Here is a 23,852-nt window from a genome sequence, read left to right on the forward strand (position 1 = left end):
CTTCGCGGCCGGGCTCGATACACTTCAGTTGAGTTCTGATTATTCTGTGATGATGGCCGCATCGGCCAGCGGAGCCGGTTCCGGCATTTCTCCGTCCGGGTAGGCACGCCAGACAGCCTCTTCATCAGCCGTTGCGGCAGCAGACGCCCAACCGGTCGAGAAGTCCACCAATTCCAATCGCCATCCCCGCGGCATCGGCAGCTCGGTGCGCGCGTGCGATCGCGATGTCCAATAATCCGACACAAATTGCGCCCAGATCGGTCCGGCGGCCCGTCCGCCGGTTTGCCCGGCACCCAGGGGAAGCGGCTGGTCAAAGCCGACCCAAACGGCAACGACGGCCTCCGGTGTATAGCCCACGAACCAGGCATCGCGATTGTCGCTGGTCGTGCCCGTCTTTCCCGCGACGGCGTCGCGCAGTTGCTCCGGCAGCATTTCGCGCAGGCGTTTGCCCGTGCCGCGCGTCATGACCCCGACCAGCATCTGCTGCATCCAGGCCGCCGTGCGCGAATTGAGCTGGTCCTTCGGCTGGCGCTTGTGCGTGACGAGTGGATGGCCCTCCGCGCTGCGGACAGAACGAATCGCCGTCGGGACCGATGCCTCCCCGGCGTTTGCAAAGGCAAGGTAAGCCGCGGCAGCTTCCAGCGGCGTGACACCTGATGTCCCGAGCGCGACGGGATACTCGACCGGCATTTCCCAGTGCGGCGCGCCAGGCGTGACATCGAACTCGCGAACGCGCCGGATGCACTCGCGCAAGCCAGCCTCCTGCACCATCTGGATTGTGACAACGTTGCGGGAGTGCTCGAGCGCTGTCTGCAGCGACGTCGGGCCGAAGTGAATGTTCTCGTAGTTGCGCGGCGAGTAGCCGTTCGAGAACTCGATCGGCTGATCGTCGAAGATCGTCCAGGGCGCCATTCCGCGTTCCATCGCGGCGGCGAAGAAGAACGGCTTCAGCGTCGATCCGGCCTGGCGCCGCGCACGCATCGCCCTGTTAAAATACCCGTTGTTGGCGCGATCTGCCCACTCGCGTCCACCCGCCAGCGCCAGAATCTCGCCGGTTCGGCTGTCGAGGCAAACCAGTGCGCCTTGCAGGCGGGTCTGTGGGAGCAGATCGCCGCGGAACAGACCCTTCTCAGGCATGACTTCGCGAACTTCCAAGTCAACGCCATCGCCTGGGCCGACATGGGCAAAGTAAGTCGCGGTTGCTTCTGGAATTTTCAGATCGCCCCGCCAACTGCCCGCGAGTTCGACGACCAAAGAGCCCGGGAACGTGCGCACAACCCGGCCCATGCGAACCTGCCCCGGTCGGGGGGTCTCCCACCACTCGGCGGCATCGCGTGCTGACGCGAATCGGTCCGCGCGCGTGGCCAGCCACTCCGATTCGGCCTTGTCCAGCCCCGCACGGAGAGCAGCCAGCGCCAGCTTCTGCGCTTCGCCATCCATCGTCGTCCGAACGGTCCACCCAGCGGCCCGGGCGCGTTCGCCTAGCAAGGCCGGTTCGGCCGCAAGCTCTGCCCGCACGGCATCCAGGAAGTAATCCGCATCTCCCGCGCCGCTTCGGGTCGGCCCCGCAACTCGCAGGGGGGCCTCACTGGCCTGCGCATATTGCGCCTCTCCGACCCAACCCAGTTCCTTCATCCGCGCCAGTACCTGTTCGCGCCGGCGGAGCGCGGCTTCCGGATCGTTCAGCGGCGAGTAGCGCTCCGGCAACTGGGGGAGTCCCGCCAGCAGGGCGCTCTCTGAAAGTTCCAGATCGCGTGCGGACTTGCCGAAGTACATCTGCGACGCGGCCTCGACGCCGTAGTTTCCGCTGCCGAGGTAGATCTGATTCAGGTAGACTTCGAGAATCTGGTCCTTGGAGTACCGCCGCTCCATCTGCAGCGCGATCAGCGTCTCGTGAACCTTGCGGCGCAGTGTCTTCTCGCGGCCGATTTCCGGCAGCAGGTTGCGTGGCAACTGCTGGGTGATTGTGCTGGCGCCCTGCGACAAGGTCCCGCGGCTGGCGTTGATGACCGCCGCGCGCAGGATGCCTTTGGGATCCAGGCCGATGTGGTGGCGGTAATTCGCATCCTCGATCGCAATGAACGCCTCCGGCAGATGCGCCGGCAGATCGTCGAGGTGCACGACCTGGCGGCGCTGCTCGAACATTGTCGCGATGGGCCGGCCATCGCGATCGAGCAGTGTGGTCGTTTGGGGGGGATCGTATTGCTCGAAGGCCTCGATGGGAGGAGCCATCTCGAGCCAGGCGACCAGGGCACCGGTCGCGAATCCGCTGACCGTGATTCCCAGAAGAATCGCCAGGCTGCCCACCCACCAGGCCAGACGAGCGGGGCGGTTACAGCCTTGCCGACGGCTGCGGGGGGCTGGCGTCTCGTCAGCGCGTTCCTGTGCCCCGCGAGATCGCAGGTGGCCCAGCATTGCATTCGATTGTCCGGCTCGCGCCAAGGCAGTCCTCTCCACGATAGGCTATCGCTGCATGCCTGCCGGTCCGTCGGGCACAACGGCAACATAAAATGCCAGGCGCCGCGTTCCATGGCGCCTGGGCGTTTCGACGAGATGAGGCGATTGTCAGGAAGGAGTCAAGATATCGGGCGTAGCGAGTGACGATCTGCGAATCGCCGAATCCATGCTTGCATTTCCTTCCGGGGCAGGGCTTCGATCATGCTCCGTGAGCGGATCGAATGGAGGCTCGAGAACAATGAGTGGATCAAGCCGCCGCCCGGCGAATCGAGGGAACTGGGCGAGGCGGCTCTTCGTGGGAGGTAGGACCGGCGGAGGTTCGGATGTTCGCCAGGGCCAGACGCTCTCGACGATCGAGGGCTGTTTTGCCAATGTTCACATCATTCTGGTTTCCGGGGCGTTCCTGACCGGATTCGCGCTGATGCTCGGGCTGAAGGACTTCCACCTTGGCCTGATCGGTGCTCTGCCGGCCTTCGCAAACATCCCGGGAGTCTTCAGCGCGTGGCTGTCGGAGCGCGTTGGATCGCGCAAGACGATCACGTTTGTCGGTGCTCTCGTGTCGCGACTGCTGTGGCTGCCGATGCTGGCGCTGGCATTCCTTCCCCTCGATCCCGAGACCCGAATCTGGTGGTTCGTGGGGCTGTTTGCCGCTTCATCTCTCGCCGGTGGGTTTGCCGGGAATTCCTGGCTGAGTTGGATGAGCGACCTCGTGCCGGCGCGTCTCCGCGGCCGTTACTGGGGGCATCGCAACCGAGTTCTGAACATGGTCAGCATCGTCGTGATGCTGGCGGGCGGATGGGCGGTTGACTTTTTCCGCGCGCACGATGCCGAGCGCGCCGGCTTTGCGGTCATCCTGTTGATCGCGTGCTTCTTCGCCGTTCTCGCGGCATTGACCCTGCGCCGCCAGTACGAGCCGCCCATGGCGCCGATCCAAACGAATAAGTTCTTCGCGAATCTGCGCAAGCCGTTGATGAACAGGGAGTACTTCCTGGTCATCAAGGCGTTCGGGATTTTCCAATTCTTCATCGGGCTGGTGGCCCCGTTCATCGCGGCTTACATGCTGGAATACCTGAAGCTCAACTTCACGACCATCAGCCTCTACTCGATCTATGGGCTGGTGATCGGCTTGTTCTTCAACCCGTTCTGGGGACAGATCATGGACAAGGTCGGGATCCGATCGGTCTTGCTCCTGAATCTGGCAATCATCGGATTGTTGCCCTTCGCGTGGATTCTTTCGCTATCTTTTGGCGGCGGCTTCGTACTGCTCGTCTTCACGCTCAGTGGAATCGGCTGGTCGGGTTTCAACCTCGCAGCCTTCAATCTGCCGTTCTCCTACTCGCCGCCCGAGGGACGGACTTACTACCTGGCCGTGCTGAATATCAGCAATGGGGCGCTTCTCTTCTGCGGATCGCTCGTTGGGGGCATCCTGGCCCAGGCGATGCGCGGATTCGAGCTTCATATCGGTCCGATCCACATCATCCACTATCATATCCTGATGCTGGTTTCAGCCCTCGGTCGCCTGAGTGCGGGGCTGTTGTTCGCCCGGATCCACGATGTCCGGTGCCGCGGACTGCTGTACACGATGCAACTGTCCAGCAACATCTTCTACTCGCGACTGATGTCGACAGGCCGTCTGCTGTTCTTTCCGCGGCGCGGCGCCTGAAATCCCGCACGCCACCCGCCGGTTCTTCTTGCGTTCTCCGGCCGCATCTTCTCATCTGAAGATTCAAGAAGGCGAATCGTTTGAGGAGAGAAACGCATGGAATTGGATCCCAAGGAACTGCGCCAGATCTTTGTAGATGCCTTGGAGGAGTGGTTTGGGCCGGCGCACCAGAAACTGGGCGGACGGTGGCACGGCGGGAAGATGATCCTGCAGCCCGAGAACGAATCCCTGAAAGCCAAGGAACTCGACGTCGAGGTCTTCTTTCACAAGATCGTGATGATGCGCGAGTCCCTCCGCGTGTTGGAGCAGAAGATTAACAATCACCCAAAGCTGGATGACGAGGATCGCCTCGTGCTGCAGCAGTACATCACGCGCTGCTACGGCACGATGACAACCTTCAACGTGCTGTTCCGCGATGAAGAGGATCGCTTCGCCGGCCAGCGCTGATTGCCTTTCATTTCCCCCAGGAGGGCATTGATGGAAACCCTGACAAAGACTGAGTGCTCCGCTTTTCTGCTGAAATCAAACCTGACCGTGGACTCGCTCGTCGATCTGGCCATTGGTCGACTCGAGCAGTTCGTTCCTGGCGGAGTCGAAATCACGACTGATGCCGACAAAGCGGACGTCGTGCTCGTTTGCAGCGGAGGCGTGGAGGGCGACTACATCCGCTTACTCGAAGGCGCCACCATCCCGCCCGTCATTCTGGCCGGTGCGGAAGCGAACGCCTTTGCCGCCGCGACGGAAATCTGCGCGTATGCCCGTTGGCGCGGGCGCTCCGTGCTCTTTGAGCCACTGGCGGAGGAGAATCACGAGCAGGTTCGCCAGGCAATCGCCGCGGCACGTGCCGCGCGCAAGTTGCGCCAATCGGTCCTCGGCATCATTGGAATGCCCTCTGCATGGCTAGTCGCATCGATCCCCAGCGAGTCCGCCATCCGCGATCGCATCGGCGTGCGGCTGGAGCGCATCCCCTGGTCGAACGTGCCGATCGATCTGACGCCGGACAAGTCAGAGGAAAGCCCTTGGCGGGACGCTCCGCGGCACACGCACGAGGTCAGCGAGGACGCACTTGAGCGCGCGCTGGCGTTCAGTCGGAATCTGCGCCGATACGTCCGCAGCAAGCAACTCGACGCTGTTGCCGTCGAGTGCTTCTCGTTGCTGAAAACTCACCACGTCAGCGGTTGTCTCGCGCTGGCCGACTTGCTTGAAAACGGCCTGCCGGCTTCCTGCGAAGGCGATGTTTGCAGTGCACTCGGGATGATGTTTGCACAGGCTGCATTGCCCGACGACGTGCCGTTGCCTTGGATGGCCAACATGACGTTCCGCACCGGCAATCGATTCTGGTTCTCACATTGCACCGTGCCGCCCGGAAATGTGAAGTCCGTCGAACTGCGGACGCACTTCGAAAGCGACAGCAGCGTCGCGATTCACGGGACGTATGAAGAAGGGTCGACGGTTACGCTGTTGCGCCTAGCAGCGGACTTGAAGACAGCCTATCTGACTCGCGGCGTGATCGCGAGCGCCGAAGCGGTCGAAACGCGTTGCCGCACACAAATCGCTGTCGACGTCGAAGCGCAGCCCACCGAGATCCTCGGCAATCACCATCTCCTCATCAGCGGAGACCAGACGATGCCGCTCGAGATGTTGCTGAAGCTGCTCGGATTCCGCCTGGTGTAGGCAAGAAACACAGACTTGGGAAAAATGCCGGCCTGTCGAGTGAGTTCGACAGGCCGGCTTCTTTGTTACACTCTTTAGTGGAACATCCACCCGCGCGGTGCCGGCGTGTCCGGATCTCCAGCCAGCACAAAGATGCCGTAGTCGGTCATCGGCGCGCTGACTTCGCCGCGCTCTTCGATGTGATGCGATGTCAGGGCATCCCAACTCGAAGTGGTTTCATTCCACTTGAACAGCCCCAACGTTGATGGATCGACTCGATAGAGCGGATCGACGTACTCGGAGTACGTGATCATCACGCCCGTCTTGCCGGCGATGGGACTGTCGTCTGCACTGACGATGCGATATGGGCCACGCACAACGTTCTTGCCGGCCGGCGCGGGGCGCGTCACCTCCGTAATGCTCAGGACCGTCCCGGAAGGAATGGCACCGGCCGTGCCGAAGATACGCAGTGGATCGCCCGACGCCCCCCAATGGATTTCGGCGCTGTCATCGTTGAACGGCACGAAGTGGAACGTGCTCATGATGTCCAACTGCTCGCCTTCCCAGTCGACCGTCTCCACGACGACGGATCCACTCGGCGCATCGGCATCCCACAGCGACGTCTCTGCCGTGTAGGCACTCTCCCCGGCGTTCCATTCAAGATCGATCGTCTTCACCCAGCCGTCCAACTGCTCGGTGCGAATTGTTGCGCGGGGCGGTTCGCTCAGCTCTTCGCTCGACGTGAGGCTGACAAGCATGAGCGTTACCGTTGTGCCCGGCGACACATCAAGTGCCAGTTCCCGATCCGGCGTCAGCATGCGCTTCTTTGCCCGATCGGGTGCACCACGTGCGCTCTCCGTCAACGTGCGCGCCCCGTATCGATCATCCGGAAGATCGAAGTAATGCAGCACAGGCTCATCGGCCCCCTCGATCACTTCCAGGATCACGGCGCGGTCCGAGGGCCAAATATTGTGCAACGTCGTGTAGCCGTAATCATCGGTCGCCATCATGGAGAGCGATGAGCCGTCGGCGTGCTCAAGCAACACAGAGCGTTTGTCCCACGGCGTACTGTCCGCCTTCAGGAAGCGGAACGTGCCGCCGTAGCCGTAGTAACTCGGTGTGTCGAAGATGTAGACGCGGTCCCAGGCATCGCACGGAAGCTCATCGGGCCCCGGCACATGGCCGCCTCGTTCCTCCGGGCGTGTCAGAAGCCAGCGCTGGTAATGCGTCGGCCGAAGGAAATCATTGAGGTTTTCCTTGATCGTCTCCCAGCACGGCTCGTTGCGATATCGCTCCTGCGCCGTCTCGTGATTGTGAGCATTACCAGTGCCGTCGTCGCAGAAATTGTACGCGGCGCCCTGGTTGTCCATCACGCAGGCCGAGAGCGGACCGTGAGCTGCAAAGGGAGATTCTTCATCGAGGCGTTGCAGCGTGCAGTTCGAATCGTCGCAGTACCACAGATCGTCACTGTAGTGCGTGATGTATTCATCGTAGAGATTCAGCGCGTAGTGCCCCATCTCGTGGATGAAGGTACGATGGTCCGTGATGGCAGCGAATTCCATGTTGTTCCAGGAGTACCGTGAATATAGCCCATTGATGTTGGCATTCGCTCGGTAGTTTCGGAAGTGAATGCGCCCATCGCCGCCATCGTCCCAGAACGACCGATTCTCGTACAACTCAACCAGCTCAAGGAACATCTGTCCGTCGCTGACGTTGTAGAAGTAATCGCTCGCCCGTTCGATCTGGTGGCGCATATACTCCCAGTAGATGCCATCCGGATTCCAATCCGTTGCCATCACAAGATGGAAGCCGATCAGTGGATTGCGCCGTTCCAGCACCAGGTCCATCGGGCTGCCCATATCGCTGACGATGTGCCCTGTCATCTCGCCGTCATCGCCAATGGTGATGTTTGTCAAGTACACGTGGTATGCCCAAGGCGAACCGCCGAGTTCTTCACGATCTCTCCGATCGGATTCTTTCGTGTAGACCTTGTAGAGCGCCGTAATGCGATCGCCGATATAGACATCGGGAACGCGAATGGCACCGGCGGCATTCGTTTCGCCCACGTAGTCGTCATTGTGATAGACCTTCGCGCCGGCGCGTGCTTCGAACGTCGGAGAATCGCCCAAATGCGGAATCTCGACTTCGATGTTCACGCCGAGATCTCTCTCGAATCGAGTCGAGCGCCAACCCGTCATCGTTGAACTGTGTCCGACATTATCGTGGAACTGGGCGGCGATCTGGTATTCCGTGTTCACGTCTGGAGGAGTAAAGAAGACAGTCTGTTCCGGCGCGTGATCGTAGTAGATCCCATACTCCGTCCATTCCGTCATCCCGGCTTCGCGGAAGAAAAGCTGCCAGTAGTTCAAGCCGCTGCCGCGGTCGCCAATGTCGAAGACTTCCACACGGACGCGGCTTCCCGTGTCATCGTCCGGCGTGGCGTAGATCAGTCCACCTGGTGGGAACACATCGACGCGCAGGGGATCGGAGTGCGCGATGTCCGACAGGTTCCCCGCTCGATCTACAGTGACGGCATGCAGGTACCACGGTTCCGTCCAGTCGTACCCTTCGGTTGTGTCGGAGAATCGGACGCCCTCGTAGTAAATTCCTGCGGACGGATCGGATGTCGGATTGTGCGTGATCAAGTAGCGCATCCCCACAGCGTCTGTGAAACCATCATCGCCACGCGTGATTGAGAAGGTGGTGTGCGCGTTTGCCCAGTCGGGCCAACTGACGTACCCATCCAGATGGAAGGTCGGGGGATCCGGCCGGTGCGTGTCGATGTAGAACGGCCCGTCTCGCAATGTCCCGACCGAGATATTGCCGGCGTTGTCGACGGCTCGCAGGTGGATGTACCAGTCCGTCGCATCGGCAAGCTCTTCGGTCATTTGCAGACGCGCACCCATGCTGAATTCCGTCACGTCATCCGGCTCGGTGTCGGGATTCTGATCCACGACCACGGAATAGCCTGCGATGCCGCTGTGCGCATCTTCGCTGGCCGGCCACGAGTACCGAATCTGATCGATCTTGCTCCACGGCCCCCAGGCATTCGGCTCATGCCGGAATGTGTACAGCAGCGATGGCAAGCCCGGCGGCTCCATATCGATTCGCACGGTGTACTCGGGACTGTGGCCAACGTTGCCGGCCGCATCTTCGATGTGGAATCGAATCCGATAGTTGCTACCGTTTGAATCGAAGGCTGCCACTGTTGTGGAAAGAAGTGCGTGGCTTTCGTCCGATGAGATGACTTCATCGACGGGCGCAGTCGTGCTCCATGAGCCGCCGCTGTCGGTGGAGTACTCGAAGGTCGCTGTGCCCGTGGAAAGCTCGACGTTATCTTCCACCAGTACCGAGCAAGTTGGTGCTGTGTATGTCAGCCAACCGTCCGGTCTGAAGTCCGCCCATCCCGCGGGCGGTGCGCCGTCCTGGCTGTAGAAAAGGCGCACAACCTTCTCGTTTTCGATGGCAATCATATCAGGCCAGACATCGTTATCCAGGAACTCAAACGATGAGCGCGTAAACTTGTTTCCATCGCCGACCTTCACCGCCTCCTTGGGGGCGCCCCACTTCTCAACGTCCTCACCGCTCAGGATGAAGAGACTGTCATTGGTGGTTCCGAGAATATCGTAGTGCCCATCGCGGTCGTGATCCATGACCGAGAGCCACTTGTAAACATAGCTCTTTTCGGAGTGAACGAGTTCCCACGGATCCGTTGCCCGATTCATCAGAATCAGCAACGTCCCATCCCCATCCAGAGCATACAGATCCATGTAGCTGTCCTTGTTGAAATCGAAGGACCAGCACATCGTGATTCCCAGGTCCTGAGGCAAGTTCTTGCGATCGACGATCCACGTTGGATCATCGTATCGAAAGAGAAAGAGGGCGCCGGTCGAATCCACGCACATGGCATCGTGGAAGCCGTCCTTCTCAAAGTCGCCGACGGCCAGCCACTTCACAGACAGACCACTTGTGTCGCCCACCGTCCGATCCCAGCCGCCACCTCCGCCGCCCGGGACGAACTTGAAGATGTCTACGCCCTCCGCGCTCGGCGGAGACGCAAACACCACGGGCATCGTATCGCCATTGATGTAGCCGAAATCCAGCGTCGAGTAATTCATCGCGGGCGACATGGGGTAGGACTTCAGCCAGCCGTTGTTCTCCCACTTGCAGAAGTGGATGCCTTCGGTGGTTTTGCTGAGGAAGAATGCCTCCTCGTGATCGTCCAGGTCGATGTCGCGCAGGAAGATGTTGGAGAAGGTCGGCCAACCCGGGATATCGGCCGTCGTCGCATCCGTCCATGTCGCGCCGCCATCGCCAACGAAGTACATGGCGCCGGCCCCGGTCCCTTCCGCCGCGAGCATCAGATCCGTATCATTGTCGTCATCGGGATCCGCGGCGTCGTAGCCCTGTCCGGAGAGCCCGTGCCCGGTCTGCTCCGTCCACGAGATCTGCGCAGTGACGGGCGCAATAAACAAGAATGCGGCGCAGCACAAGAGCGCCAGTCGACGGGAAACCCCCGTCAAAAAAGTCAATTCCATGTCCTCAACCCTCCTGGACAGACTTTTCGAGCTTGCTTTGATTTGTAGAAGGAAGTGTGTGGCGGAGGGACAGAAGTGTCAATCGAAGTGCCCCACGGATAGTGCAATCGAATAGGGGGGCGAGTCGCCTCGCCCCCCTGGAATCAGCCTTCGGAGCCTTCCTCCGCCTCGTCGTCCGGCAGCGCTTCCATGTGCCGGATCTGGCGGAGAATCTGGATCATCTTTCGTCGCATCTGTTTGCGCTCGATCACCATATCGACGAAGCCGTGTTCCTGAACGAACTCGGCCGTCTGGAAGTTCTTCGGCAGGGACTGGCGGATGGTCTGCTCAATCACGCGTCGGCCGGCGAAGCCCACGTAGGCGCCGGGCTCCGCGATGATCAGGTCGCCCAGCGAGGCGTAGCTTGCCATGACGCCCGCCGTCGACGGGTCGGCCAGAATCGAGATGTACGGAATCCCCTTTTCCTGCATGCGCTTGCAGAGAATCGACGTCTTCGCCATCTGCATCAGCGACAGGATGCCTTCCTGCATGCGCGCGCCGCCGGTCGAGGCAACCGTGATACAGACCCGGTTTTCCTCGAGTGCCAGTTCCATCGCGCGCGCGACTTTCTCGCCGACCACGCACCCCATCGAGCCGCCCATGAAGAAGAAGTCCATGATGCCCAGCGAAACCGGCACTTCGCCGATCGTCGCCCGGCCGGTCAGGATGGCGTCGTTCCGGCCCATCTTCTTGCGGGCCTGCTGGACACGATCCGTGTACTTCTTACTGTCCTCGAACCCGAGGGGATCGCCGGACGTCAGATTCGCGTTCGTCTCCTCGAAGGTGCCCGGATCGATCAGCAGATTAAGCCGCTCGTCGGCGGTCAGGCGTTCGTGCCGCCCGCAGCGCGGACACACCTTCCAATTCTCCGCCCAGTCCTTCTGTCGCATGATGAAGCCGCAGGACACATCCGGGCACTTGTGCCAGAGGTCCTTCGGAATGCGGTCGCGGCTGCGCGCCGGCGAGATGGTGATGAACTCGGGAGTGGGACGACGGAACCAACTCATGAGAGGTCTTTCCTGACGGGGTCGTTGTGCTGCCAGATTACGGGTTTCTCGTAGCGGAGAGACGGCAACGCCGTCAATCCTCTCTCACGGTCTCCACATGTACTGGAAGACCTCGGTCGAGGGGGCGCCGAAGGTGTCCAGATTCATATTGAAGAGGTTGAACTGCGTGCCGCCCGTCTCCGGGGCCTTCGACGAGGCATAGGCCGTCGAGACTTCTTCCCGACTGCTCCGCATGATCAGCACCACGTCCGGGTCCTTGCCGACATCCTTTTTTGCCATTTCAATGACTTCATCCAGGTAGGCGACGCCATCGATCAGGCCCTTGTCCAGCGCCTGCTTCGCCGTGTAAATGCGACCGTCGGCGGCCGCCAGCAGTTCGTCGTGGGTCAGGTTCGTGCGGTTCTTCTCGATCACGGCCAGGAACTGGCTGTACATGTCCTGGATCACGTCCGTGTAGAGCTCGCGCTCCGCGTCCGTCATGTGATCGTAGAATGCGCCGGCGTCCTTCATCTCGCCTGTGCGGATGGCGTTCATCTTCACCCCGGCCATGTCCATCAGTCCCTTGACCTCCGGGAACATCGCGATCACGCCGATCGAGCCGGTGATTGACGTCGGGTGGGCATAGATACGATCGCCAGCCATCGAGATATAGTACCCGCCGGAAGCCGCCAGGTTCTGCATCGAGACGTAAATCGGAATATCGCGCTCTTGCTTGAAGCGCATCAACTCGCGGTACATGATGTCGCTGGCCGTGACGCCCCCGCCCGGGGAATCGACGCGCAGGATGATCGCTTTGACATGCTTGTCCTCGCGGGCCACGTCGAGCTTCTTCGTCAGGCTCACAACCGAGCTGTCGCTTCCGAAGAAGGATTCCGAGGCGCCTCCGGATGTCAGCACGCCGGACACGTCGATGATCGCCACCTTGTCGCGTCCCTTACCTTCCTTGTACATGACCATCTGGTCGGTCGGCATGGTGGGCAGGCTGATTGGAATGATCACGCAGCCCTGCAGCAGAAGGACAAACCCCAACAGAAGTCCCAGGAGCGGCGTTTTTCTCGTCATGATCTGAATTCTCCTATCGAAACGGCATCGTCTTGACTCAAGGTCTGCCCAGCAGGTCACGCCGGCCGCACAATCCGCAACCACAGAGTGCAAAGGGCGGCCAGTTGCCAAACTCCGGGGGCGTATCAGTGGAATTCGAGCTGCACAAATTCGAAGGCGCAGGAAACGACTTCGTGATCCTCGACGATCGGGAGGATCGCTTTCCCGCGGGGGAAGAGGGACGCCGCCTGATCCAGTTACTCTGCGACCGGCGTCGCGGCATCGGCGCCGATGGATTGATGCTCCTTCAGCCATCTCCCGAGGACGGGCTCGACTTCCGCATGCGGTACTACAATGCCGATGGGGGAGAGGCCGAAATGTGCGGCAACGGGGCGCGCTGCCTGGCTCGTTTTGCCCACCAGGTCGGCGCGGCCGGGGCCTCGATGCGGTTCCTGACCGAAGCCGGCGTGTACTCGGCCGAAGTCTCCGGCAGCCGTGTCAGCGTCGCCTTCCCCGATATCCCGGCGACGCCGCGCGATCTCACGCTCGAAGCGCTGGGGCGCGAGTGGGATTGCTCATTCCTCCTCGCGGGGGTTCCCCACTTGATTGTCTGGGTCGATGATCTTGCCAATGCTGCGATCGACGAGTGGGGTCGGGCATTGCGGTTCCATCCGGAGTTTCAACCCGCGGGTACAAATGTCAATTTTGCCCAGCCCGACGCTGCAGACCCGGAAGTCGTGCGGATTCGCACCTACGAGCGCGGCGTCGAGGGCGAAACGCTCGCCTGCGGCACGGGCGCCGTGGCTTCTGCAATTTGCTTCGCGCATCGAAAAGGCCGTCCAGGCCCGAATCGGATTGGTGTCATACCAACCAGTGGGGATCGCCTGAACATCTCATTCACATCTCAGGCGGAAAACACCACAGGCGTTCATCTCGAAGGCCCCGCTCGACGCGTTTTTGCGACAACAGTTGACATTGCTGATTTGACTGAAGATCTCCCGAGTATTCCAAAAATGGACCGCTAGAAAGCCGTTAGCTCGCCTTCTTCGATTGCATGACCGCCAAATTCCAGGCAGTCTTTGGAGCAGATAAAGGCCGGTCTGGACACTTAGCGCGAGATCCGCAAAAAGTGTCCTTCTTGAACACGATCAGGTTGACACGGCCAGGGGGTGCAGTCACTATTCGTGTCTTAGGCCTTTATTGGAAGACCCGCGCCCGGCGCGGGTATACACTACTGAGACAGGAGAATTATCGATGAAGAAAGTATTAGGTATGGCAGCAGCTTCTCTGCTGGTCGCCGGCGCCCTTCAGGCCCAGCCGGCATCGCCGCTCGATGTGGAAGTTCTGTTCCTGCAGGACGCCGCCGCCGCCGTGACCGGCTCCGGTGGCGCTGCCGAATTCAACGGAATCGTCAGCAACAGCGCTGGGACGACCCAGTATATATTTGACTCTATCAGCGCGATGGATGGAATTCTGTCCTACACCAGTGGCTCGGCGGCCGTGTTTGCGACCGAGAGTGAATTGTCTGGCGGCGCCTCCGCTTCGGCTGGCGACATGGCCATCGACGCCGCAGGCAACGTCTACTGCTTGATGTATGATGGAACAGCAAATCGCGTTTGGCAGATCGATCCGGCCGGCTTCGCCACGGCGGCTACGGACATGGTCCTCGACTCGACCGGAGATCTTGGTAAGATCGCCGTCGACGAGAAGAACTCTCGCCTGATGATCATGAACTCCTTCTTCCATGCGAACCATGACCTTCAGTATGTTGCTCTCACCGCGAGTGGCGCAACGCCCACTGTTCTTGCCACCGAAGCGACGCTGCAGACCGCGCTCTCCGCTCATCCCGACTACGTGGATGCCACGACGAACGCCTTCAACCCGATTGATATCGCCGTCCAGTCCGATGGCGACGTGATCTTCTCGCAAGGCTACAGCTCGAACCAGGGCGCGCTCGGCGGAACCCTCCTTCGCGTGACCGAAACGGGAACAGCCGACATCCTGATCACCAGCAACGACATCATCACCGGCGTCGGTGCCGATCCGAACACCTACGGAATCGGCAATATGTTCATCGACGTCCTGTCCGATGATTCGATTATTGTCTACAATGTGTTCAGCAGCGACGACGTCAATTTCCCGAACTTTGTCGCTGTTGTTGCCGCCGATGGCTCGTCCGTGACTCCGCTGACCAACATTGACGAGATGGCACTCGATAGCGATGTCGTCGCCGCAGGTACGGCTCTGATCCCGTCCGGCAACCTCTTCTACTTCGACGGCACGCCCGGCGGCGTGGATGGCAACGATGACTTCTACTTCACCCGCCAGGGCACATCTAATGGCAATGGCGCGTTGAAGCTGTCCGGCATCCGGTCTTTCCTGGATGGCGGCTCCAACGTCGACAACTGGAACATGTACTGATCCTCACCTGACAGTCTGACGTTTCACCTGCCGCCCCGGTTCGCCGGGGCGGCAGTTCTTTGATCGCCTCACTCTCCCCCAACAATGTCTTGCGTCGTCGTGCGCCAGTCGGATACCGTTCCTTCTTTTATGATGAGAAGGAGACACCATCGTGCAGGTTTACTTGAGACTATCACTGATTCTGGCAACGATCGCTTTTCTGGGAGGATGCGCAATGAATGCTCCGCGCGTGGAGCCACCGGCCAAGGGGGCATTTCGAATCGCCGTCTTCAACATCCAGGAGCTGGACACCGAAATCCTGACGAACGTTGATGAAGACGGAGTGGGCATCGACCCCCGCGGTGTGACCTCGGCACGCATCGTCCAGCGTGTTCGCCCCGATGTGCTCGCCATTCTTGAGATCGATCACGACTACCGCACGCCCGGCGCGGCGTTGGATTTGAACGCCCGGCGCTATATTGAGAACTACCTCATGCACGGCGATCATCCGATTGATTACCCGTACACCTACGCGGCCCCCAGCAACACTGGGATCGTCTCCGGCCAGGACCTGAACATGGACGGCAAGATCGCGACCGCCGAGGACGAAGGCTCGCGCATCTACGGCGGCGATGCGTTTGGATTTGGCAACTACCCGGGTCAGTATTCGATGGTGTTGCTGTCCCAGTATCCGATCGACGCCGAGAATGCCCGCACGATGCAGAAGTTCCTCTGGAAGGACCTACCCGGCAATCACTTGATCGACGAGTTGTTTACGCCCGAAGGCCTTGAGGTTGCCCGCCTGTCCAGCAAGTCGCACTGGGACGTGCCCGTGCTCCTCAATGGCACGACGGTTCATGTGCTGATCAGCCATCCGACCCCGCAAGGATTCGATGGCCCCGAGGATCGCAACGGCCGCCGGAACTTCGACGAGATCAAGTTGTGGGCCGACTACCTGAATAACGACTCCGCGATCTACGATGACAACGGCCGACACGGTGGCCTGGCCGAGGGCGAGCACTTCGTCCTGCTCGCGGACATGAACGCCGATCCGCGTTGGGGATCGATCTACGAGAATATGCACTCGATCGAGCAACTTCTCGATCACCCACGCGTCTTCGATCCGATCGAATTCCAAGTCAGTAACGGCGCGCTGCGCGGCCGCCCGGCCGGCCCGCCGTCGAACCTTGAATGGAACACGCACGGCTACCGCGACGGCTCGCGCCTCGACTACGCGCTGCCGAGCCGCACGCTCAATGTGACCGGCGCTGGCGTCTTCTGGCCGGCCGCAGACGAGGACCTGATCGGCTGCACCTTCGCCGAACACGCAAGCGACCATCGCCTGGTGTGGGTCGACGTCATGGAGTGACGAAAAAAGACGGGGTCGCGCAGAGACGCAAAGACGCAGAGAGGCTGCCTCGTACCTAGTCTGGAAGGCCATGCACGACCCGCGTGATTCCGTCTTTGAGCAGCGGTGAGCCGAAATTCAGCAGGAGTCCCAGCCGGAGCCCTGAGATTTTCAGGTATGTCGAGACACACTTGGCGCAGACGGGCACGAGAATCTCCTGCGATTTGACTTCAACGAGCACTCGCCCGTTGACAACCAGGTCTGCTCGAAATGCCTCGCCCAAGTCTTTGCCGTCCCAGTTGAGTGCGAATGGCACCTGTCGGTCGACTCGGCACCCAGCATTGAGCAGTTCCGCTTCCAAGGCTCTTTCATAGACGCTTGCAAGAAGACCTGGTCCGAGCGAGCTATGGATTGTGTAGGCGGAGTCCAGAATGAGTCCTGCTGACTCGTTCTCGCCTACCTCAAGATGTTCGGATGCTCGCCCCTCTGCGTCTTTGCGCCTCTGCGCGGAGTGCTTGTCACTGCGACAAGGAAACTCACTGGCGCCAGGGCTCTCATCAAAGCCATTCACCAGTCGGCGGATTCCGTCCTTCATGTATGGAGCACCGAAATTCAGAAGCAAGCCCAGCGTCATGCCTGTCAGTCGAAGATAAGTGATGAGTTGCTTCGCATGTACCGGTGCCAACTTCTCAATCGCCTTGATTTCGACAATGACTCTGTCATCAACGATCAAGTCCGCTCGAAACGCTTCTCCCAATTCTTCATGGTCCCAAACGACCGGCACAGGCACTTGACGTTGGGTCAAGAATCCCCTCTGCCTTAGACTCATCTCCAGCGCCCTTTCATACGCGCTCTCGTGCAGACTTGGCCCCAGTTCCTTGTGGATGTGGAAGCTGGCATCCACGATTTGCCCGGTAATCTCATTTGGGTGCAGGCTCATCACACCTCTTGTCCAGACGTCTCGTTGGTCTTCACACCAGCAGATTCACCACGAAGTCGATTACGATGACTGCGGCTGCGGAAAGCGTCGTGGCGAGCGTCGTGGCCTGGCCGATGTCTTCGCTGGAGCGCGGCGGGCGGCGGCCGACGACGTAGGCGCACAGCGAAATCCCGAAGCCGGCCAGAAGACCCTTCAGCATCCCGACAGCCACATCGCGCGCGGCGATCTGCTGAACCAGGTCGCTGAGATAGAACGTGACGGTCAGTGTCGATTGACCGGGCAGGATGTAGTACAGCGCGCCGCTAAACAGCGCGGCCGCTTCGCCGACCAGGACCAGCACCGGCAGCACGATCATCAGCGCTGCCGCTCGTGGGCCGAACAACTCGCGATCGGCATCGTGCCCTGAGAGCCAAAGCCCTTCCCACTGGCGCGACAGGCGCTTCATGCCGACCTCGCTGCACTGAGACGATCCCGCGCGCCCGGCCATCAGCAGTGCAACCAGCAGCGGTCCAAATCCCTGGACCACAGACCGCGCCATCGCCTCCGGAATGCGATTCGACATTCGCAGGGGCGATAGCACGCTTTCCGTCTGGATCACGAGCGACAGTCCGACGATCAGGTTCACGATCAGGATGAACGGCAGAGACAGAAAGCCATAGCGCAGGGCGAATTCCACGAATCGGCCGTGCATCATTCCCGCCGGCAGGCCAAGCAGCAGCCGCGGTAGCAACAATACGCCTTCCCAAAGAGCCGTGCCGACCTCGCGGGCCTGGCGGCGCAATTCCTCCGCGAGCGACGCCGGCGGGGGAGAAGCCGGGCGATGTGGTGAAGCCGCCGCCGCGCTTTCTAACTCCGTCCCCAGTTTTTCAATCGGCACGTCGACCATGGCTCGATCTGTTGGGCGAAGCACAAGGGCGCGATCGCACAACCCTGTCAGGACGTCCAACTCGTGCGCCACGACGATTGCCGCCATATTCGGATGCTCGCGGCGAACCTCTTTCAGCCAGGCAACCAGCACATCGCGGGTGCCTGGGTCGACACCGGCCAGGGGCTCGTCCAGAACGAGCAACTTCGGAGGGCGCACGAGGGCGCGCGCGAGAGCCACTCGTCGCGCCATTCCACCGCTCAGCGCGGACGGCAACTTGTCTGCATCTGCATCCGGATCCAATCGAGCGCGTGTGAGCAGTTCGCGTACACGCTCGGGCGTGGCTCCGGCAGCTTCCAGGTTTTCCGCGACGGTTAGCTCATCAAGGAGCGCATTCTCCTGAAACACCGCCGCGATGGAATCGTAATACTCGCCGTTTGGCGGCCAATGTCGCGCGGCGGGGGAGCGTCCATCCACACGCACGTTTCCCGTCAGGCCGGGTTCAAATCCCAGCAGCCCCGCCAGCAGGCGCGACTTGCCGGAACCGCTCGGGCCTGCGAGCGCGACCCATTCGCCCGACACAATCGTCAGGTCCGCGGCATCCAGCAGCGCCGCCGAGCCGATCTGGAGGGACAGGCCTCGGGCCTCGAGCAGGGAGCCCATCGCGTGATCTCTCAGAGTGGATAGCCGCGCTTGGCGGCGACGTCCTGCTTCAGCTTCTGGAACATGGCTTCGTATTCGCCGGTGCCCTGGGGCGGCAGGTTGCGTTGGCGCGCCAGCATCCCACGCACCTCTTCGTCGATCTCATCCTCGCGTCGCAGATCGTTGATCATAACCTGAGCGATCAGCGTGGCCAGGTTCTCCGTCCCGACCTTCCGATCCACGGCGCCGTCCCGGATCATCTCTTTCGCCATCTTGTTCGCCAGGTGGTGAATGCGTTCTTCCGACAGCCGCATGGGGGACGCTCCGGTTTGGGGATGGGCACACCGCCACTGTTCGGGGAATCGGCGTCCGGTTCAAGGGACAAATCGATGGTGGTTCCGCTCATTCAATCTCCAAGTTGACCATTGCAGCCCACCGGCCACGCGTGCGATGATAGCAGTATAGCAGTCAACGAAACCGTTCGTCGCCTTAGCGCGACGTTTTTCTCGAGTCATGGAGGATTTTGAATGAATGATTTTGGTGGTAACAGCTTCCCGCCCCCGGACGCCCCAACGCCGGATGAGAAGACCATGGGGATGCTTGCGCATCTCTTGGGTGTCTTCACGGGGTTTATCGGCGCTCTGATCATCTGGGCGATCAAGAAGGATGAATCGAAGTACATCGCAAAGCAGAGTATGGAGGCGCTTTTTTTCCAGATTGGCATGGCCGCTCTCTGGCTTATTGTCACGCTCATCTCGGTTGTAACATGTGGCTTTGGAGCGGTTCTTTACTTGGGCGTCGTTGTCATCGGTCTCGGCTACACTATCATCGCCACGATCAAGGCGAACGACGGCCTGATCTACGAGTACCCCTTCACAACTCGTTTCGTGAATGTCGACCTTGGCGGTTCCGTCCGCGTTTCGGACACGCCGCCGAGTGCGGAGCACCCGCAGAATCCTCCTCCGCCGCAGCCGCCGGAGGAATAAAGAAATCGGGCGGGGCTTTCGGGCCCCGCCTTTTCATTCTTTGCCTTTTTCCTTCCGCTTCGATTCTTCCCACAACACGTCCATTTCCTCGAGCGTCATTTCCTCGAGTTTTCGGCCCATTTCGCGGGCGCGTGCCTCGATGTAGTGGAATCGCCGCGTGAACTTCGCATTTGTGCTGTGGCATGCCTGTTCCGGATCAACCTTCAGGAAGCGAGCAAGATTCACGAGCGCGAAGAACAGGTCGCCCAACTCGTCCTCGATCTTCTCCGGATCCATCAGATCGTGCTGCTCGCGCAGCTCATCGATCTCTTCATGGATCTTCGACCACACCGGGCCGATGGTGCTCCAATCGAACCCAACACGCGCGGCTTTTGTCTGTAGACGCTGCGCGCGCTGCAAAGCGGGCAGTGCCTTCGGGACACCATCCAAAGCGGAAACGGGCCTGTCTCCGTCCCTCTTCTCTTCGCGTTCCTGACGCTTGATCGCTTCCCAATTCTTCAGCACCGTGCCGGCGTCGTCCGCGGTCACCTCGCCGAACACGTGCGGGTGGCGGCGGATCAGTTTTTCGCAAACGCCGCGATAAACGTCGTCGACATCGAACAGGCCTTCGCGCTTTCCGAGCGCGGAGTGAAACACGATCTGCAATCCCAGGTCTCCTAGTTCGGCGCGCAGCTCATCCCAGTCTTCGAGATCAATCGCCTCGCAGACTTCGTAGGCTTCCTCGACCACATACGGCCGCAAGGTACGGTGGCTTTGCTCCCGATCCCACGGACAACCGTCGGGAGCCAGAAGGCACTCCATGATTTCCACTAGGCGGCGGAACTGATCGGGATTATCCGGTGCAGGTCTGCCCGCGGATTGGTTCTTGTTTTCGCTCTCAGACATCAAACTATCCTTTTCATTCAATTGCTTTCATTCGTTTCTTCATGTGCAGCAGACCGGCGACCGTCACAAACAGGATCGCCGCGGGACGCTGCCAGAAATACAGCAGACCAAGAAGCGTTTGCGCGGGCTCGATGTTGTTCGCCTGCGCCCACAAGAACGGCAGCCAGAGCGAAGGCGTGCCTGCGCCAACCCATGTAACGATCGCTTGCCAGGGCTTCAGAACGCCGAAGATCAGCCAGAACGCAACGAGCGCCTGCAGCAGAACCATGTGGTGTTCCCACGTGTCGCGGTAAGCATAAAACCAGATCAGCCAGAACATCCCCATCGCGACGGGGCTGAAGCCTTTTCGGTAGTCCTTCAGCGACCAGAGCACTGCAAGTCCGAAGATCCCGAGCATCGCGCCGACCGCCCACGTCACGGGATCGCGCAATGGACTCGTCGGAGCATCCTCCGGCGCGAGTGGCTGGTTGAAACTGCGACCTTGCAGAACCCAAATCGTTGCGTTGACTCCGGCCTGCATGCCTTGCGCGCCGGCGTATGGTTGTTGCTCGTGCATCAGCACGCGACCTTCAAGGCCGCGCGACTGGAAGTAGTCTCGACTCTGTGGGTTGAGTGCGAAGTAGCCGATCGTTGTGCTGCCCAGAATCACGGCGGTGAGAATCACCGTCCTTCGCCAGTGCCACAACCACAGCGGCAGTGCCATCGCGCACGTGTAGACTTTCAGCGCCACAGACGCTGCCCACAGCCATGCCCCCAACTTCACTCCGCGCGATAGTGCGTCGAGGCTCCAGAGCATCAACGACGCCATTAGCAACGAGAACTGCCCCATGTACCACTCGACCGACAGCGGAAACCATGCGAGCCAGATCACACCGAGCACGAGCAATGCTTTCGGACGGCGCCCAACGCAGAGCAGAAAGTTCGCAATCAACAGCACGAAGTTCAATGCAATCCACGCAACGTACGCCGACCAGGGCGGCAACACGTTGAGCGGCACGCCAAGCAGAACCGCCGTCAGTGGCAAGTAGCGGTAGGTCGCAACCCACGGCGCGCGCGTCGGTGGATGCTTCAACGGGTCGGCGCTGATGAGATTCACAAGGAATGGATCGCGCCCATGCAGAACCAGCGAACCGGCTTCGTAGACGCAGAAGTAGTCCGTCGCGATGCGGTCCTTGAACAGGTAACCCGAATCCACCGCCAGCGGCTTCCAGATTCCACCGCCAAGCCGCGCCGGTTGGTTGGCCATCGCGTTACCGGGCTCATTCCCGATGTGCGCCCCTGGACTGGTGCGACCAAATGGCAGGAAGGTGATCGCCAGAAGAAGCAGCAGCGCGAGGCAAATCTTCTCTATATGCGAAGCCGAACGCACACAATCCCATCCACGCCGAATGGCGTGCAATGCAGGATCGTTCAGTGCGGGATCGTAATCTTCAGTTTTCACGTTGTTTCTGCGTTTCCTTCATGCGCCCTAGACCAGGTGCCCGAAATCGCTGGAGCCCATCGCGACATTGCGCTTCGGGAAGTAATCATTCCACCGCTCATCCACGCGCTTTGCAATCTCCGGCGCGGCAAACAACTCATCCGGGTACCACGGCTTCATCCGTGCATCGATCACGATCGGCCCTGTGTAGGCGATATGATTGCGGACGATGCGCTTCTCAGCGGCGTGAATGTCGGCGGCCGGTTCGAATCGGGTGAACGTCGTCCATAGGAAACTGATCGAGTTCGCTGCCGCGCGGGCAGGATCATCGCACAGCACGATGAGAGGCCATTCCGCGAAATCCGGATGGCGCGCGATCGTCTCGCCGAAGTTCTCATCTTCGGCAAACGTCGCCCCGCCAACGACAAGACAACCGGGGCAGAAAACCTGCACCTCGCGGCATGGGCCGGAATCGCCGCGGAATTCACGGGGCAACTCGCGGATTGGGTCGCCAAGACCGACCAGTACGCCTTTGCTTCCCTTGTTCACTTCCGGCCCGGTGTAATCCAACGTATCCATCGACAAATTGCTGAAGACGAACAGATCCGTTTCCCAACGGCAGCGCGCCAGGATGTATTCGAGCGTTGTCGGGAAGTCGCGCAACTCGATCGGCGCATCGGTGGCGAGAAGGAACTTCGTCAGCGAAAGCTGCCCCTCGCCCAGAATCCGGAAGGCTGACATCATCGCCTCGCGCGGATACCGCTCTCGAACCACCGCGCCGGCCAGCGAATGGAACCCGGTCTCGCCGTAGCTCCAAAGGTCCCGCACCGCCGGCATCACCAGCGGGAATAGCGGACTCAGCAATTCCTGCAGGTAATCGCCGATATAGAAATCTTCCTGGCGCGGCTTGCCAACCACCGTGGCCGGCCAGATTGCATCGCTTCTGCGCCAGACACGTTCGCATTGGAAAACCGGATAGGGGTGCTTCAGGCTGTAGTAACCATAATGATCCCCGAACGGCCCTTCGTCGCGGCGCAGCCGCGGCGGTACGCGCCCCATGAAGGCAAATTCCGCCTCCGCCACCAGCGGATGCGGCCAGCCCTTGCGCCGGACGACCGGCAGCTTCCGGCCGAGAAGCAACGAGGACAGCAGCAGCTCCGGAATGCCTTCCGGCAGGGGAGCGATCGCGCCGAGAATCAGCGCCGGCGGCCCCCCGGCGAAGATCGTCACCGGCAGCGATTCATTCTGTGCCTCGGCTTCCGAGTAGTGGAACCCGCCGCCTTTGCCGATCTGCCAATGGATGCCCGTCTCACGGGCGTTGTAGCGCTGGATGCGATACATGCCCAGGTTGGGCGTGCCGTCCTGGGGGCTGGTCGTCAGGACCAGCGGCAGCGTCATGAACGCCCCGCCGTCCTCCGGCCACGTCTTCAGCATCGGGACGCGTTCCAGGTTGGGGCGCTCGCGGACCTCGAGCACCGGGCCAGCGGAGCGAGTTTTCAGCCCCACCTTCAGCCCATCCCGGATCAGCCCTCGGGCCTTCCAGAGATCTCGTGGCCTCGGAGGCATCGCTTCCTTGGCGAAGCTCGCGGCCTCTCGGACGAATTCCTCGGGCCGGGGGCCGAATGCCAGCCGCGTCCTTTCCAGCGTTCCAAACAGGTTCGTGACGACTGGAAAGCCCGCACCCTTGACATCGCGAAACAGCAGGGCGGGACCATCCGCGGCGATCACGCGGCGGTGGATCTCGGCAATTTCCTGGTCCGCGTCGACGGGCGTGTCGATCTCGACAAGCTCACCGCGGCGGCGCAGGAGGTCGAGGAACTCACGCAGATTAGAGGGCGAAACGGCCATGGGCGTCCTTTCTCAATTCCGGTCACGTTGCAGGGAATGGGCCGCGGGATCAACGTGGAATGACAGTGTCCGGATTTGGACCGAATCGGACAATTAAGACAACGTAGGTTCAATATATCG

The 23,852-nt window shown here is 60.7% G+C and carries 17 protein-coding genes; 7 read left to right on the top strand and 10 right to left on the bottom strand.

Annotation, left to right across the window (positions count from 1 at the left end; translation table 11 throughout):
• Positions 1-39 precede the first annotated feature (39 nt).
• Complete coding sequence (locus KQI84_12240) at positions 40-2,442, bottom strand: PBP1A family penicillin-binding protein (protein ID MCB2155647.1); 2,403 nt, start codon at positions 2,440-2,442, stop codon at positions 40-42.
• 253 nt (positions 2,443-2,695) lie between these two features.
• On the opposite strand from KQI84_12240, the gene KQI84_12245 reads away from it, so the two are divergent.
• The 3 genes from KQI84_12245 to KQI84_12255 all read left to right on the top strand — a co-directional run bounded on the left by KQI84_12245 (position 2,696) and on the right by KQI84_12255 (position 5,794).
• Positions 2,696-4,120 carry an MFS transporter gene (locus KQI84_12245; GenBank protein MCB2155648.1) on the top strand — a complete coding sequence of 475 codons (1,425 nt, stop codon included), beginning with the start codon at positions 2,696-2,698 and terminating at the stop codon, positions 4,118-4,120.
• A gap of 96 nt (positions 4,121-4,216) precedes the next feature.
• A complete protein-coding gene (locus KQI84_12250) occupies positions 4,217-4,567 on the top strand; it encodes a hypothetical protein (GenBank protein MCB2155649.1) in 351 nt (116 codons plus the stop codon).
• 30 nt (positions 4,568-4,597) lie between these two features.
• Positions 4,598-5,794: a hypothetical protein gene (locus KQI84_12255; GenBank protein MCB2155650.1), complete on the top strand. Its 1,197-nt coding sequence runs from the start codon at positions 4,598-4,600 to the stop codon at positions 5,792-5,794.
• Positions 5,795-5,868: 74 nt separating this feature from the next.
• On the opposite strand, the gene KQI84_12260 is transcribed toward KQI84_12255, so the two are convergent.
• From KQI84_12260 to sppA, 3 genes are all read right to left on the bottom strand, one after another.
• Positions 5,869-10,311, bottom strand: coding sequence for a hypothetical protein (locus KQI84_12260; protein MCB2155651.1), 4,443 nt, complete (start codon positions 10,309-10,311; stop codon positions 5,869-5,871).
• Positions 10,312-10,454: 143 nt separating this feature from the next.
• Entirely contained in the window at positions 10,455-11,357 is a 903-nt protein-coding gene (gene accD / locus KQI84_12265) for an acetyl-CoA carboxylase, carboxyltransferase subunit beta (GenBank protein ID MCB2155652.1), read from the bottom strand.
• A gap of 84 nt (positions 11,358-11,441) precedes the next feature.
• Positions 11,442-12,419: a signal peptide peptidase SppA gene (gene sppA / locus KQI84_12270; protein ID MCB2155653.1), complete on the bottom strand. Its 978-nt coding sequence runs from the start codon at positions 12,417-12,419 to the stop codon at positions 11,442-11,444.
• A 128-nt stretch (positions 12,420-12,547) separates the two neighbouring features.
• On the opposite strand from sppA, the gene dapF reads away from it, so the two are divergent.
• The 3 genes from dapF (at position 12,548) to KQI84_12285 (ending at position 16,167) form a co-directional block, all read left to right on the top strand.
• Positions 12,548-13,423 carry a diaminopimelate epimerase gene (dapF, locus tag KQI84_12275; protein ID MCB2155654.1) on the top strand — a complete coding sequence of 292 codons (876 nt, stop codon included), beginning with the start codon at positions 12,548-12,550 and terminating at the stop codon, positions 13,421-13,423.
• Between the two features lie 229 nt (positions 13,424-13,652).
• Positions 13,653-14,819 carry a hypothetical protein gene (locus tag KQI84_12280; protein MCB2155655.1) on the top strand — a complete coding sequence of 389 codons (1,167 nt, stop codon included), beginning with the start codon at positions 13,653-13,655 and terminating at the stop codon, positions 14,817-14,819.
• 214 nt (positions 14,820-15,033) lie between these two features.
• A complete protein-coding gene (locus tag KQI84_12285; GenBank protein MCB2155656.1) occupies positions 15,034-16,167 on the top strand; it encodes an endonuclease/exonuclease/phosphatase family protein in 1,134 nt (377 codons plus the stop codon).
• 55 nt (positions 16,168-16,222) lie between these two features.
• Here the strand turns inward: KQI84_12285 and KQI84_12290 are convergent, their stop codons facing one another.
• The 3 genes from KQI84_12290 to KQI84_12300 all read right to left on the bottom strand — a co-directional run bounded on the left by KQI84_12290 (position 16,223) and on the right by KQI84_12300 (position 18,907).
• Positions 16,223-16,741: a GxxExxY protein gene (locus tag KQI84_12290; GenBank protein ID MCB2155657.1), complete on the bottom strand. Its 519-nt coding sequence runs from the start codon at positions 16,739-16,741 to the stop codon at positions 16,223-16,225.
• 376 nt (positions 16,742-17,117) lie between these two features.
• Positions 17,118-18,614 carry an ABC transporter permease gene (locus KQI84_12295; protein ID MCB2155658.1) on the bottom strand — a complete coding sequence of 499 codons (1,497 nt, stop codon included), beginning with the start codon at positions 18,612-18,614 and terminating at the stop codon, positions 17,118-17,120.
• Between the two features lie 11 nt (positions 18,615-18,625).
• Positions 18,626-18,907 (bottom strand): DUF507 family protein, encoded by a 282-nt coding sequence (locus KQI84_12300; GenBank protein ID MCB2155659.1) that lies wholly within the window; start codon positions 18,905-18,907, stop codon positions 18,626-18,628.
• 213 nt (positions 18,908-19,120) lie between these two features.
• Between KQI84_12300 and KQI84_12305 the strand changes: the two genes are divergently transcribed.
• Positions 19,121-19,579, top strand: a complete 459-nt coding sequence (locus tag KQI84_12305) for a DUF4870 domain-containing protein (GenBank protein ID MCB2155660.1) — start codon at positions 19,121-19,123, stop codon at positions 19,577-19,579.
• A gap of 33 nt (positions 19,580-19,612) precedes the next feature.
• Here KQI84_12305 and mazG read toward each other — a convergent pair whose 3' ends face one another.
• From mazG to KQI84_12320, 3 genes are read right to left on the bottom strand one after another with little or no spacing between them, the layout of a single operon-like run.
• Positions 19,613-20,464 (bottom strand): nucleoside triphosphate pyrophosphohydrolase, encoded by an 852-nt coding sequence (gene mazG / locus KQI84_12310; protein ID MCB2155661.1) that lies wholly within the window; start codon positions 20,462-20,464, stop codon positions 19,613-19,615.
• 13 nt (positions 20,465-20,477) lie between these two features.
• Positions 20,478-21,905, bottom strand: a complete 1,428-nt coding sequence (locus tag KQI84_12315; protein MCB2155662.1) for a DUF2029 domain-containing protein — start codon at positions 21,903-21,905, stop codon at positions 20,478-20,480.
• A gap of 27 nt (positions 21,906-21,932) precedes the next feature.
• A complete protein-coding gene (locus KQI84_12320) occupies positions 21,933-23,732 on the bottom strand; it encodes a UbiD family decarboxylase (protein MCB2155663.1) in 1,800 nt (599 codons plus the stop codon).
• Positions 23,733-23,852: the final 120 nt, after the last annotated feature.

It is taken from the genome of bacterium, assembly GCA_020444065.1.
Taxonomy (GTDB): Bacteria; Sumerlaeota; Sumerlaeia; order SLMS01; family JAHLLQ01; genus JAHLLQ01.